This window comes from Rheinheimera sp., from assembly GCF_036782235.1.
Taxonomy (GTDB): domain Bacteria; phylum Pseudomonadota; class Gammaproteobacteria; order Enterobacterales; family Alteromonadaceae; genus Pararheinheimera.
This window is the reverse complement of the sequence record NZ_DAIPZL010000001.1, coordinates 1-13,796: the sequence shown is the minus strand read 5'-3', so window position 1 is coordinate 13,796 and position 13,796 is coordinate 1. Positions and strand designations below refer to the sequence as shown.

Genomic DNA, 13,796 nt, shown 5'->3' with positions numbered 1-13,796 from the left:
TTGGACAAAAAAGTAAAAACAACTAAGGTTGAGGATGCCGGCTCTGGTGTTGTCTGCAGTGCCGGCACACCTGTTTTCTTGTGAACAGCCAGATTGTGGTGATTGTTGGCGCGAGCTGTGGTTCAGGCTTTGTCCTTGTGGTGTTTCCATTCATTGTTATGGAGGATCGCAAATGACCTACCCTAAATTAACACAGGGCAGTAAAGGCAAAGATGTCAGTGCTTTACAGACATTATTAAACAAAGTGGGCGCTATGCTCAGAGTAGACGGCGATTATGGCCCCGGCACCACAGCAGCTATCCGTTATGCGCAGGATGTGGCGCGCCAGCAGGTCACAGGCGTGGCCGACGCCGCTTTATGGGATTTTTTACACAAGCAGCCACAACCTTTTGCCCCGCTTGACACCAATGGTGTGGCTTTTATTGCGCTGGAAGAAACCGGTGGTCTGGCTTATTACCAGAGAGTGACCCGGTTCCCGCATTATCCGGGGGGAAAGAGTGGCATCACTATTGGCGTGGGGTACGATTTGCGTTTTCACACTGCAGATGAGTTTTACAGTGACTGGAGTGATTATTTGCCCAAAGCAACATTGCAGGAGCTGGAGAAAGACATTGGCAAACAGGGCAGTGCAGCAAGGGCAGAGGCGCTAAAAGCCCTGGGCATTGAAGTGCCTTTTTATGCGGCCTGGCAGGTATTTGTCCGTAAAACCTTACCTGGTTTTTATAAAAAAACACTGATAGCCTACCCTTCGCTGGCCGCTTTGCCCGGCCTTTGTGCTTCGGTGCTGGTGAGTCTGGTGTATAACAGGGGGCCGGCACTCAGTGGTCATAACAGAGAAGAAATGGCCAATATCCGCCGGATCCTCGACCAAGCCGAACAGGCCAGACAACAAGGCAAAACCGGTGCAGAGCTGAAGCAGATGTTACTGCCGGTGGCTGATGAGTTGCTGGAAATGAAAAGATACTGGCCTGTCACTTCGGGTTTAGTAAAAAGACGGCAGCTGGAAGCCAATATCTGGCGTGACAGTTTAGATGCACATTTGGTTTAAGCTGGCATTATCAATTGCTGGCCAGAGTAAAAGCAGGCACACCGCAGCTGCTGCCTGCTTTTTTATTTAGCCCTGTGCGGCTATTGTATCCATCCAGAACAACTCCCAGACATGACCATCCGGGTCGCTCAGGCTACGGCTATACATAAAACCATGATCCTGAAGCGGATTGACATCAATCACGCCACCTGCTTTTTGTACCCTGGTCAGCATGGTGTCTACTTCAGCGCGGCTTTGACAAGACAGCGCCAGCATCACTTCACTACTGTTTTGCGCCGGTATAGGTCTGCTGGTAAAACTGCGCCATTTGTCGTGGGTTAATAACATCACATAAATACTTTCGCTCCACACCATACAAGCCGCAGTGTCGTCGGTATATTGCGGATTGTTGTCAAACCCCAGTGCCTGATAATAGGCTATGGCAGTTTGAAGGTGGCTGACCGGTAAGTTGATAAACACCATCCGTTGTTTATTGTTCATCCTGTTGCTCCTGCTGGATCAATGAAAAAATCAGTTGGCCCCGCAATCGGGATTTTTACTATGGGTGATGAACGGTTTTTTTGCCAGTCAGCAGGTGTTTTCATTACGGGCGGACCATAGCAGCACTTTGCACTCAGTCTAGGGCAAAAATAACTTATGATGGATAATGGTTAGAGCTAAGTTGTTGTAAATAATCGTTAATTTTAGTCTGATTTAATGCCATTGTTGATTAGTCTTCATGCATTTTTTCGTAACGCTGTACCAGATAATCAATCAGGCTGCGCACCGAAGGCAATAAACCACGCCGGCTTGGAAACACCAGATGAATCATTTCCCGCCTTGGCGTCCAGTCAGGCAGTAGCTGGCTCAACTGACCTGACGCCAGATAAGGGCCAACCATCAGTTGTGGTAATTGCACCACACCCACACCGGCCAGTGCTGCTGACAATAAAGTAGCCATATCTGTGGTGATCAGCCTCGGCTGGTAATCGACTTTTTTTATCTGGCCATCGGCATGATGCAGGCACCATTGCTGGGGTTCATTTACTCTGGTGCGGCTCAGTGCCGGCCAGCTTGCCAGTTGTTCCGGCTGTTGTGGCAGACCTTGCTGCTGCACTAAAGAGGGACTTGCCACCAGGCACTGGCCACGATCGGATAAAATCCTCAGCACCAAATCTGAATCTTCCAGCGGCGCCGGCCGCACCCTGACTGCTAAATCAAAACCTTCAGCCAATACATCCACTCTGCGGTTGGTGGCCTCGAGGTGGATCTGCACGCCCGGATACAACAACATAAAATCGGCCAGCATCTGCCCCAGATGAAAATGCAATAAACCCACAGGGCAGCTGAGCCGGATAATGCCTTTGGGCTCATGGGTCAAACGGTCAATGGCCTGCTGCGCCGCTTCAGCCTCCACCAGCATGGCTTTGCAGTGCTCCAGATAAATCTGTCCAAGTTCGGTTAACACAAAATGCCGGGTCGAACGCTGAATAAGCCGCACTGCTAATTGTTGTTCCAGCCTGGCAATACGGCGGCTCAAAGTGGATTTAGGCAGTTGTAACTGCCGGCTGGCGGCGGCAAAACCACCGGCTTGCGCTACTTTGGCAAATAAATACAGGTCATTCAGATCTGGCATCTTGATTGTTCCAAATTTAAAACGATGAGTGCCAATTTAACCATCTACCGAAACATTGTGCCACTGACTAGCATTGTTTTGCCTTTTGAGGCCTTAGTGCTGCGCTGCAGCGCAGCTCCTATGAGCTATTGGCACTACACTTGTTCTGTGCTTTAAAGCACAGGGCAAAACCGGGCAGGCCTGGCCTGCCTGAACAGCAAGGAGATTAGAAATGAGCAACTCTTATAAGCGTTTGGATAAAAACAATGCGGCAGTACTGCTGGTTGACCACCAGGCCGGTTTATTGTCGCTGGTGCGTGATATTGAACCTGATAAGTTCAAAAATAACGTGTTAGCGCTGGCTGATTTGGCAAAATATTTTGCCTTGCCCACCATTTTAACCACCAGTTTTGAACAGGGCCCCAATGGCCCGCTGGTGCCTGAATTAAAACAAATGTTCCCTGAAGCTCCTTATATTGCCCGCCCGGGTCAAATTAATGCCTGGGACAATGAAGATTTTGTCCGGGCTATTAAAGCAACGGGCAAAAAGCAGCTGATTATTGCCGGTGTGGTGACTGAAGTTTGTGTGGCTTTTCCGGCTTTGTCCGCACTTGAAGCCGGTTATGAGGTGTTTATTGTCACAGACGCTTCCGGCACTTTTAATGCGATGACCCGTGACGCTGCCTGGCAGCGGATGGCAGCAGCTGGTGCCCAGCTGATGACCTGGTTTGGCACCGCCTGTGAGCTGCACCGGGACTGGCGCAATGATGTGGAAGGTTTGGGCACCTTGTTTTCCAACCATATTCCGGACTACCGTAATTTGATCACCAGCTACAACACCTTCCAGCGTTAAGCTGCGCAGCCGGCCGCGGTCTTTTAGCGGCTGGCTTTTAGTTGTTCAGACGACAAGCTGGTTGTCCGCGAGCACTCAGTTTGGGTTGACATTATTAATCTAAATCCCAAAGTTCATCATCGCTGGCCCACAGTTGCAGCAACTGTGCCTGGCGAGCCAGTTGTTTAGCTTGTTGTGGCAGATCGCCGTCAAGTTCCGGGCTGCCTTGCCAGGCTAGTCCTTTGGTCGCTGCAGCGGCAAGTTGCGCCCATTTTTTGGCAAAAGCTGCTATGGCCTCCCTCGGCTCATTGATGTCTGTGGCTGGCAAATGATCAAAAGGCACTGGCTGTGGTTGCTTGCCGCTGCTGTCGCCACAAAGTACCCAAAAACCAACATAACCCGGGTCTGCCACATCTTCTACCGCCCAAAGCGCCACATAAGGTGCGGTAAACCACTCTGGGCTATCACAAATCACACCATGTGGTAACTGTTGTGCTTTTACATAAGCTTCTACTGCGGCCAGCTGGCTGTCACACCATGCCCAGTCTTGTGCATCATCAAAATCCATATAGATCCTATTGGGCAAAAAAAGGTATTGTCGCTGCCAGACCACAACAGGGCAAGCTGGTTAAGTTGCTGGCACTATGGTTTTGCTCTCCAGCTTTTCGGCTGATAAAACACAAATTAAAGTGTTGCCGGCGGTTCAAGCGCACGGCTGAGTTGCTGATAAAGCTGAAGATGAGCATCCGACAACTTCAGATGATTAACTCTGGCCAGATAATGGCGGGCATTAGTGTTGTCCTTGAGTTGCCAATAAATTTCTGCCAGCCGCAGCTGATAAATAGCCGCCATAATCAGATTATTTTCCGCCTGCAGATAAGGTAATGACGTCAGATACAAATCACGCGCCTGTTCCAGCTGCCCCAGCAACTGAAAAGTGCGGGCCAGATTCCCATAGGCCACTATCAGTTTGCCGTTATGGCCCAGGGCAAGTGCTGCCTGCAGTGACAGCTGGCGCTCGGCTGCTGCTTTTTCCAAATTGCCGGCAGCGTGGCTTAACAAAGCTTTATTTGCGTTCAGTTCAAAGCGAAATAACGGATCTTTGCTTTTGGCAAAACGTTGTTCGGTGTAAGTTAAAATTTCAGCTGCTTTATCTGCTGCACCAAATTGATGCTGCAGATTAGCAAGCTCCAGCAAACGGAAAGGTTCACCAAACATCTGGTAAATCTGTTCCAGACCCGCCATGGCTTTGTTGGCATATAACTCAGCCTGCTCACGCTTTTGCTGCAGATTCATCACTTTGGCGTAATAAAAATACAGCTGCACCGCAAAACTTTCCGGCAACTTCTGCTGTGCCAGCAATGGTTCTATGCTCTGCTGCAGTTCGGTAAATTTGTGATGATCAAATAAATAGTCGAACTGATAAGCGGTGATTTTGTACCACTGTGCCGAATAGGGTTTAGTTCCAGCCAGCTGTTGCTGCAGATATAAATCACAGCTGATACTTTTGTTGTTGGCACAAAAACTTTCATGATCGCTCATATGCTCAGAGCCAACACCAGATACTGTATAAAACAGCAACAACAGCAGAAAAAATAAACGCATTTAAATACTCATCAGGACAAAAGACAGGTAAGGCTTTTGCATAACAGGTTGGTCTGGCCACTTTCGTTTAAGCACTATGCCTGCTGAGATTTTATGTGGCAACTGGGGGCAGACTGAAAATTAGCAGATGCTAAAGATCACAGCAGCAGGCTGCCGGCAGGCCGGCTAAAATCACCGTAAAAAAATAAACCGCTAAAAGGTTGATCGTTTTGCAGACAGACGCGTAATTAATTTAATACAGGCTGATATTTCCGATGGTGTCAGCTGCAAACGACCTTGTCGCGACTAAAAACCAGCAGCTTTTGCACACAGTTCTCAACTTTTCAGGAAGGGTAATTATGCGCGACACACTCGACAGTTTTTACACTCTCGACACGCTCGCAAAATTTACGCCTGGTGTGTTTTACCAGTTCCTGATGAGCCGAACCCAGCAGTTCCGTTTTGTAAAACTCAGTGATCGTTTTAGCTTGATCACCGGTTTACCTGTGGCGGCTTTGCTGCAAGATGCCAGTCTGTTATTTAACTGTATGACGGCCGAACAGCGTGACGTATTGATGCGCGACATTTTGCACTCAAGCCAGCACTTAACCGAGTTTTATGGTTGTATTGCATTGCATAAACCGGACGGAGCGCAAATCTGGCTGGAGGCGCGTTCTTCACCTGAAGTCACGCCGGACGGAGATATTGTCTGGACAGGTTTTGTTTATGATGTGACGGCAAGGGAGCTGGCGCTGTCGCAATTGGCTAAATCCTCTGAGCTGTCGCGCACTATTCTGGACAATATGCTCGACTCAGTGGTCAGCATCAACCAGCAAGGCATCATTATGTATGCCAATCAAACTGCATTAAGTTTATTTGGTTATCAGGCTCACGAATTAGTTGGTAAAAATGTCAGCTGTTTGATGGGTGCACACCATGCCAGTCAGCATGATCAGTATCTGCAACATTACGCCAGTACCAAAGAGCAACGCATTATCGGTAGCAACAGAGTGGTACAGGCCAAACACAAAGATAATTCGCTGATCCCGGTGGAGCTGCGGATCTGCGAACTCGATAACACCCATGGCCGCAGTTATCTGGGCGTCATGCGTGATTTAAGTCACAAGATGATGCAACAGCAGGCTATTGATCAGCTGACATTACAAGATACGCTGACCGCTTTGCCAAACCGAACCGCGCTGAACCGCAGAATTAATCAATGCATCGATAATCTTGCATTAAATCCCACACAGTATTGTCTGATTTGCCTGGATGCCGATGATTTTAAGCTGATTAATGAAGGTTATGGTTTTGAGCATGGGGATGAGTTTTTACGCCAATGTGCGCGGGTACTGAGCGACTTTGAACTGTATTTTCTGGCCAGAACAGGCGAAGACGAATTTGCGCTGTTGCTGGAAACCAATCAAGGACGGCCTGCGCTGGAACAACAGTTAGGGTCTATAGTACAGGCTCTGGCCAGGCCAAAGCAGGTGTTTGGTGATGTGGTCAGCTGTAATTTCACCGTCGGCGCTTTTTGTTTTTCGACGGCAGATTTTACTTATTCTGAAGTGGTCCGCAGCGCCGAACTGGCGCTGCATTATGCAAAATCCGGCGGTAAAGGCAGTATTGCGTTTTATGATCACCGGCTTGATCAACATCAGCGGCAAAATGCGCTGCTGGATCAGTATTTAAGAACACCCGACATTCTGTCGCAGTTTTATCTGGTGTATCAGCCACAATACGACGTGGCAGGCCAGTTATTAGGTTTTGAAGCCCTGATGCGCTGGCACCATCAGGAGCAAGCCATTGCACCTGATGTTTTTATACCGCTGGCGGAGCGTAATGGTGCCATTTTTATGTTGGGTAAGTGGTTGTTGCAGCAGGTCTGCCAGTTTATCCGGCAGGCGCAAGGTATCCCTGCGCTGGCACAGTGCCGGGTGTCGCTGAATATCAGTGCCCGCCAGTTCGCCAGTGCCCATTTTACCGACGAAGTACTGACTGAAATTCGGCGCTCAGGCATTGCCCCAAACAGAGTGCATCTGGAGTTGACCGAACGTTTATTGCTGGAGAATCCCAAAGATGTGGTCGCCAAAATGCAGCAACTGAATCGTTGTGGCATCACTTTTTCGCTGGATGATTTTGGCACCGGTTATTCATCATTGGCTTATCTGAAACAATTGCCTCTGCATGAGCTGAAAATTGACAAATCTTTTGTGCGAGATTTGCCCGACAACATGTCCGATCGCAGCATAGTCAGCGCTATTTTACTGATGGCAGGCGGTCTGGATCTGGAAGTGATAGCTGAAGGGGTTGAAACCGAATTGCACCGGCAAAGTTTGCAGCAGCTTGGTTGCAGGCGTTTTCAGGGCTATTTGTATGGCCAGCCGATGCGGGCTGAGCATTGGTTGCAACACTAATTTTTGCTTTTAAATCATAAATATATGGAATAAAAACACAATCAGTCATCTGACAGACTACAGTTTGTTACAAGTTGTGAGGTTGCTAAGGCATAGGGCGTGCCGCTTTTGCAGCTGGCCATAACGCAGTAGTTGTCTTTAAACGAACAAAGTGCCAAGGCAAGGAGCGACAAACAAAGCAATACAGAACTGTATAGCGGGCAATGGCATGCAGCGGCAGTTGATAGTGCACTCTGTTTTAAACCATGTACGAGAATGAGGATTTTTATGCTTTCAATCATAACCTTATTACAAAACCTGAGTATCAGAATCAAACTTCTTGTCGGTTTTGGCTTAGTGCTGTTGATCCTGTTGTTTATCTCTGCGCTGAGTTATCAATCATTACAAGGCTTAAGTGCCCGTTTTGAAATGGTGACCAAAGTCAGCGAAACCAATCTGCTGATTAGCGAAGCAAGGCAGCAGGAAAAAAACTTTCTGTTGCGCAATGACCGCCAGTATTACCAGGCAGCGCAAGACCTTAGCAATAAAGCCAAACAACTGGGTGAAACCAGCCTGACTCTTTTTACCACTGCTGAGAGTATTGCTTTAATGCGTGAGTTGTTAGCTGAGCTCAACACTTACCAGCAGCTGTTGTCTCAGCTGGCTGCTATTGATATCCAAAACAACAAAGAGGCTGCCCTTGCAGTTGAAGATAAAATGCGGGTAGCGGCCCGTGCCGCAGATCGGGCTGGCACCCGTTCGGTGGAACGTCAGATTGCCACTATGCGTGATGAAGTAAAGAATAAAGAGCGGCTGATTATTGCGTGTGCGCTGGTTGCACTGATGATTGGCATGCTGGCCGCTTCTGTGATCACCAGTCTGGTGGTCACTCCAATCCGGCAGGTGGTGCAGGTGGCAGAAAAAATTGCCTCAGGTGATTTAAGTGGCAATTTACCGACAGACCGGTTGGATGAGCCAGGTCAGCTGATGCAGGCTATGCAAAAAATGACGGTGAATCTTCGGGTGCTGATCAACAGTCTTACTTCCGGTATTGCCCAGCTGGCGGCGGCCACTGAAGAAATGGCCGCTATTTCAGAGCAAAACTCTGCCGGTGTTAGCCAGCAAAAAGAAGAAACCGAGCAGGTGGCCACGGCCATGAACGAAATGGCGGCAACTGTGCAGGATGTGGCAAAAAATGCCGAAGAAGCATCAGCTTCAGCCACTGAGTCAGCGCAGCAGGCCACTCAGGGGGGGATGGTTGTACAAAAAACCACCAGTCAAATTAAAGCACTGGCGCATGAAGTGGCCAGTTCCGCAAAGGCTATTGTTGAGCTGAAAGATCAGAGCAATAACATTGGCGCTGTACTGGATGTGATTAAAAGTATTGCCGACCAAACCAACCTGCTGGCACTGAATGCCGCTATTGAAGCTGCGCGGGCAGGGGATGCCGGCCGTGGTTTTTCTGTGGTGGCCGACGAAGTACGGGCGCTGGCATTTAGAACTCAGGAATCCACCGGCCAGATTGAGCAGCTGATTAGCAATCTGCAGCAAAAAGCCGAAGCTGCGGTGGCCAATATGCATAAAAGCTCCAACCTGGCCGGCGACACATTACAAAGTGCTGACGAAGCTGGTACCGCAATTAACGCCATTAATCAGGCCATTAGCAGTATTCAGCATATGAACCAGCAAATTGCTGCAGCAGCGCTGCAGCAGGCGACAGTAGCCGAACAAATTAACCGCAGTATTTACAGCATCCGCGATGTGGCTGAGCAGTCTGCCATTGCCAGTGAACAAACCGCCATCGCCAGTACCGACTTAAGCCGGCTTGGCACAGAGCTGCAGCAACTGGCGGCGCAGTTTAAGGTGGCTTAAAACCTGGCCTGCTGCTGCGTTTGTGTCCGGAGCATCACCTAACCGCCTGCAATTGCGGTTAGGTTGCTGCTAGCCTGGGCTTGGGTATTGTGGTTTTCGCTTATTCCGTTGTTTGATGGAGTTTATGATGGTGCCTGTTCAGCAGATAAATGCTGAGCAGCAACAGCACAAGCACAGCGGCGCTTAGCGTAAAGCAGGTGCTTAACGCAAAACCTAACTGCTCTGGGCTTGCCTCTGCCATTGTTGTGTTGTGTAACAGCGCACTAAACAGGCCGGTGATCAGCGCAGCGCCCGTCATCAGTCCAAGATTTTTTGTCAGGTTCAGCATGCCGGATGCAAGGCCTTTATCCTGTTCACAAACGCTGTTCATCACATAACTGTGGTTTGCATTGAGGAAAAACTGCCGGCCAGGCGTCATGATAAGTAAAGCTGCGATATAACCATAAACCCCAAATAACACAGGCAAATAAGCAAAACAAAAAGCACCGAGACTCATCAGAGTCAAACCGAAAAACATCATATTTTTTACCCCAAGCCGATCCACTAATTTGCCGGCCGGATAGCCCGAGCAGGCGGCAGCCAGCGGCCCAACCGACATTAATAAACCGACTTCAAGTGGCGACAGGGCTAAAGCATAAGTCAGATAAAAAGGCCCGATCAGCAATGTTGACATGGCAATGGCATCGACGACAAAACCGGCAGCCAGCGTCAGGTTACGTAAATGCTGGCGGAAAAAACGCAGATCGATGAGCGGATACTGACGCTTAAGCTGAGTTCGCAAAAATACAATAAACAGCAGCAAAGCGAATAACAGCAGTAGGGGACCGGACAGAGGCAGAACCTGGCCGTTGTCTGTGACCGACATGGCATAAAACAAACAGCTTAATGCCAGTAACAGGGTTCCGGTTATATCAAAGTGTTTCAGCGAACGGGCCGACTGATATTCATCCGCAGCAATCAAACGGGCACACAAAATAAAGCTAAGGCCAGCAAGCAGACACAGCAGCCAAAACATAGCTTGCCAGCCAAAAAATTCCAGCAGCAAGCCGCCCACAACAGGCCCAAGCGCAGTGCCAATAGCTGCAGTGCTGCTAAGCAGGCCAATGGCTGAACCTGTTTGTGTTTTGGGCAGCACAGAGCTGGCAAGGGCAAGTGTTTGCGACAAAATAAAAGTGGCGCCCAGCCCCTGGATAAGTCTGGCAGCCACTAACATCCACAGGTTTGTCGAGACAGCACACATCATGGACGCACCGGCAAAAATACCAATACCGCTCAACAGCAGCAGTTTTCTGCCAACAATGTCCCCAAGCACTGCTGCACCTATGACAAAAGTGACCAGCGCCAGTAAATAAGCAATCACCACCCAATTTACCAAAGCCATAGAAGCGGCAAAACTGCTGGCCAGTGTGGGGAGTGCGACATTTACAATACTCATACCAAGCGACGGCAGCAATACAGCAAAAGCCAGACTGAGCAGTGCTGCGTTGCTGCCACCTGCTTTTGCCGCCGGGTTATTCAACGGATGGGCGATGTTATCAGACATAGTGATACCTCAAAGATGTAACAAGCACTCAATCTGCTTGCAGCGGCATGGCCGTTTTTGTAAGGTACAACTTCAAGCGAACTTTAAGTCAAGGGCTTTGTCATGGGTGATATCGATATTTCACAATTGGTCAAAAAATCAGGCGTTCCAGCTTCGACTATCAGGTATTACGAAGAAAAAGCATTGATCAAATCTGTGGGCAGAGTGGGTTTAAAACGCTTATTTGATACTCAGGTGCTGGACCAGCTGCAGTTTATTGCGCTGGGGCAAAGGGCGGGTTTTGCACTTGAAGATATCCAGTCGATGTTGACCACCAAAGGACGTTTTGAGGTAAACAGAGAGGTGTTATTAGAAAAAGCCAATGAGATAGCAAAGCGCGTTAAACAGCTGGTGGCGATACAACATTGTCTGGAGCACGCAGCAAAATGCACGGCACCCAGCCACAGCGAATGTCCCAGGTTTCAGCAGTTATTAAGAGTGGCCGGTAAAGATCAGGCCAGAAAACACAAAACAACAAGTGGTACTACAGCTAAAAAGGAAACAGCAAAAGGGGCAAAATAAACTTTTGCTGTTTCCTTATAAGCCCGGGTTCAGATTTTTATACCGGCGCAGCGGATGGGCTGCTAAACCTGACCAAACGGCCTTCCTGCATTTCTTTTTGAAAATCCGTGCTGGTAAGACGCAATTGCACAAAAGCGTCCGACAAACACCGGGTGTCGTGAATATCCCCTGGTAAAAATACCCGGCACTGGCCAGCCTGCATCAAATCTGTGCCTCTGGACACCAAATGAGTTTCACCCGTCACAGTGGTCACTTGCTGATAGGTACGCATGGCCATTTCACCAGATAACACGGCATAAAACACCCAACCGGCACCATGATTGTGAGGCTGGCGGTAAGTGCCTTTTTCTTCAGTGTGTGCCAATAAGATAAAGCCATGTTCAGGGTCCCGATACAGCTCTTTGGCGGCAGGCTTCCCGCTCAGCATGTCCTTAAACCATGGTTCATCTTTGGCGGCTCTGGTCAGGTTTATCAACAATTGCCTGACCGATTCCACAGTTTCAGTATTCAGTCCGGACCAGGCTGTTTTCACCTGGCTAATAAAGTGTTCAAGCGCTGAATTTTGCATCACATCACCTCACAAAGTTAAAGTTCGGTTGCAGCATAAATCTTCAAGTTAACTTGAGGTCAAGCGGAAATTTCAATAAAAATGGAGCTGATGAATTATGTGTTTTGCTGCTGTTGAAATGCCTGAGAATCAAGCTGTTTTGATGTATGCACAGCGGTAACTGCAAAGTGCTGTAAAACGTTCAGATAAATCATGACAGCTGTCAGGGTGAAAAATGTCGGTACTAATCCGGGCAAATATTTGTGGATATTTAATCAGTATTGGCAGTGGTGATTTTGGTGCCTGGGGTCGGACTCGAACCGACACGATATTTCTACCGGCGGATTTTGAATCAGTTATCTGTCGTTATAGAGTAATGTAAAGCATTGATAAATATTTACATTCTAGACTGATTTTTTACCATTTTTAATTGCGCCCGGTTCCAAGTAATTGCAAGTGATGCTAGATGAAAACAAACTACTCTTTAGCTGTCATAAGCGGATATAGCAAAAATGCGTTGTCCTTTTTATCATCAACCCTGAAGATAAAGGATCTGTGCTGACCTCGAACTTTGTGGCTTGTAAATCTTCCAGAACTGAGTAGTTCGGACCATGGGTATAACCAGATTCGCTCTAACTTATAGTCATCGTCTAAATGAACAAACATCAAGTGAGACGGGCAATCTTCACCTTCGATCTTGGGTATCGCGCTAGTTTGCTTCCAACCAGATCCCCAGCCTTTTCTCGTTTTAACTGATACCGTTCTCCCGTCATAACATTCGAAATCGTGTTCTTCACGATCACTAACCAGCTTGCCGTCTAAAATAAGTTTTCCATAAATTTCACCAAGCCAGCCAACGAGTTCATTTCCCTTCAGTGTCTTCCCGTCAGATTGTGCTTCTAAGCGCTTATGTATGTTTGCTTGCAACGCTGAAAGCTGACGAAAAACCCCAATAAGTTCAGCTTCCAGCGAATGAACATCAGCTAGTGCCATATATTGTTCCCTCCATCAAAATTTAGGCATACATTTGTCATTTCTGTAACTTTACTGAGATTTTCACTAAATTCGACTTCGCGCAAATGAAAAAACATCCAAATATAATTAATGCAAATTCAAACAAATGATTTCTTATCAAATAACTCAACTATGGTCGATACCCACTTTGGAGTTAAATTTGTTGAATTTCCGACCTCTCGAAGTTCGATTTCTTTCTCAACGTATTTTTTTGCGAAGATAATTTTATTTGCACCTTCATTGATCTTAAAAAAATCTTGAATGTATGTATTTCTAAAATTATGTATAAAATCAGAATTGCCACTTTCATTTTCTATAGATGTCACTTTAAATTCATCATCTTGAGCCAATTCATTAATGGTTTCTCTAAACACTAAGGGGTTTAAAGATCTTTCTACATCAGTAAGATACATTTCCCCATGATTCAAATTCACCAATGCAGTCTGTTGAGTTGTGCCCGAATTATTAAATCTCTTGATAACTAAATTAGATGACCCATTTCCAATATCTTCAGGTCTTACGTTATCTGTATCGACTAAGCAAAAAACTTTGCCATTAAGATCATCCTCTCTTATCGGAGTTTTAAGGTACTCATACAGTCTAGTTACATTTTTAGAGCCACCCATCGGAAGTATCCTAAGATTAAGCCTTGCAATAACATCCTTAAGGAAATGCTCTAAGTAAATTTTTTCAGTTATCCCTTCACATATAATCCAATTGTTTGGTTTTTCTCGTTTCAGCGAATAAAAATGAATCGCCACTAATTTCCTAGACACCTTTCAGTTAGATAAACTAACTCAAAGAG

The 13,796-nt window shown here is 47.4% G+C and carries 13 protein-coding genes; 5 read left to right on the top strand and 8 right to left on the bottom strand.

Annotation, left to right across the window (positions count from 1 at the left end; genetic code table 11):
* The first annotated feature begins 172 nt into the window (after positions 1–172).
* Entirely contained in the window at positions 173–1,048 is an 876-nt protein-coding gene (locus V7P87_RS00065) for a peptidoglycan-binding protein (protein WP_333795603.1), read from the top strand.
* A 66-nt stretch (positions 1,049–1,114) separates the two neighbouring features.
* Here V7P87_RS00065 and V7P87_RS00060 read toward each other — a convergent pair whose 3' ends face one another.
* Entirely contained in the window at positions 1,115–1,528 is a 414-nt protein-coding gene (locus tag V7P87_RS00060) for a VOC family protein (protein ID WP_296300368.1), read from the bottom strand.
* Between the two features lie 229 nt (positions 1,529–1,757).
* A complete protein-coding gene (locus V7P87_RS00055; RefSeq protein ID WP_333795602.1) occupies positions 1,758–2,663 on the bottom strand; it encodes a LysR family transcriptional regulator in 906 nt (301 codons plus the stop codon).
* A gap of 211 nt (positions 2,664–2,874) precedes the next feature.
* Between V7P87_RS00055 and ycaC the strand changes: the two genes are divergently transcribed.
* Complete coding sequence (ycaC, locus tag V7P87_RS00050; RefSeq protein ID WP_333795601.1) at positions 2,875–3,495, top strand: isochorismate family cysteine hydrolase YcaC; 621 nt, start codon at positions 2,875–2,877, stop codon at positions 3,493–3,495.
* Positions 3,496–3,589: 94 nt separating this feature from the next.
* On the opposite strand, the gene V7P87_RS00045 is transcribed toward ycaC, so the two are convergent.
* Together V7P87_RS00045 and V7P87_RS00040 are read right to left on the bottom strand one after the other, a co-directional pair.
* Complete coding sequence (locus V7P87_RS00045; protein ID WP_333795600.1) at positions 3,590–4,042, bottom strand: DUF4826 family protein; 453 nt, start codon at positions 4,040–4,042, stop codon at positions 3,590–3,592.
* Positions 4,043–4,158: 116 nt separating this feature from the next.
* Positions 4,159–5,079: a hypothetical protein gene (locus V7P87_RS00040; RefSeq protein WP_333795599.1), complete on the bottom strand. Its 921-nt coding sequence runs from the start codon at positions 5,077–5,079 to the stop codon at positions 4,159–4,161.
* Between the two features lie 338 nt (positions 5,080–5,417).
* On the opposite strand from V7P87_RS00040, the gene V7P87_RS00035 reads away from it, so the two are divergent.
* Positions 5,418–7,475, top strand: coding sequence for a putative bifunctional diguanylate cyclase/phosphodiesterase (locus V7P87_RS00035; protein ID WP_333795598.1), 2,058 nt, complete (start codon positions 5,418–5,420; stop codon positions 7,473–7,475).
* Between the two features lie 267 nt (positions 7,476–7,742).
* Positions 7,743–9,326 (top strand): methyl-accepting chemotaxis protein, encoded by a 1,584-nt coding sequence (locus V7P87_RS00030; RefSeq protein ID WP_333795597.1) that lies wholly within the window; start codon positions 7,743–7,745, stop codon positions 9,324–9,326.
* A 100-nt stretch (positions 9,327–9,426) separates the two neighbouring features.
* Here V7P87_RS00030 and V7P87_RS00025 read toward each other — a convergent pair whose 3' ends face one another.
* Positions 9,427–10,869: an MFS transporter gene (locus V7P87_RS00025; protein ID WP_333795596.1), complete on the bottom strand. Its 1,443-nt coding sequence runs from the start codon at positions 10,867–10,869 to the stop codon at positions 9,427–9,429.
* A 102-nt stretch (positions 10,870–10,971) separates the two neighbouring features.
* Here V7P87_RS00025 and V7P87_RS00020 point away from each other — a divergent pair, with 102 nt between their 5' ends.
* Complete coding sequence (locus V7P87_RS00020) at positions 10,972–11,430, top strand: helix-turn-helix domain-containing protein (protein ID WP_333795595.1); 459 nt, start codon at positions 10,972–10,974, stop codon at positions 11,428–11,430.
* Between the two features lie 37 nt (positions 11,431–11,467).
* On the opposite strand, the gene V7P87_RS00015 is transcribed toward V7P87_RS00020, so the two are convergent.
* The 3 genes from V7P87_RS00015 to V7P87_RS00005 form a co-directional block, all read right to left on the bottom strand.
* Positions 11,468–11,998 carry a hypothetical protein gene (locus V7P87_RS00015; protein ID WP_333795594.1) on the bottom strand — a complete coding sequence of 177 codons (531 nt, stop codon included), beginning with the start codon at positions 11,996–11,998 and terminating at the stop codon, positions 11,468–11,470.
* A 456-nt stretch (positions 11,999–12,454) separates the two neighbouring features.
* A complete protein-coding gene (locus tag V7P87_RS00010; RefSeq protein WP_333795593.1) occupies positions 12,455–12,970 on the bottom strand; it encodes a DUF6998 domain-containing protein in 516 nt (171 codons plus the stop codon).
* A gap of 119 nt (positions 12,971–13,089) precedes the next feature.
* Entirely contained in the window at positions 13,090–13,752 is a 663-nt protein-coding gene (locus V7P87_RS00005) for a TOPRIM nucleotidyl transferase/hydrolase domain-containing protein (protein ID WP_333795592.1), read from the bottom strand.
* Positions 13,753–13,796: the final 44 nt, after the last annotated feature.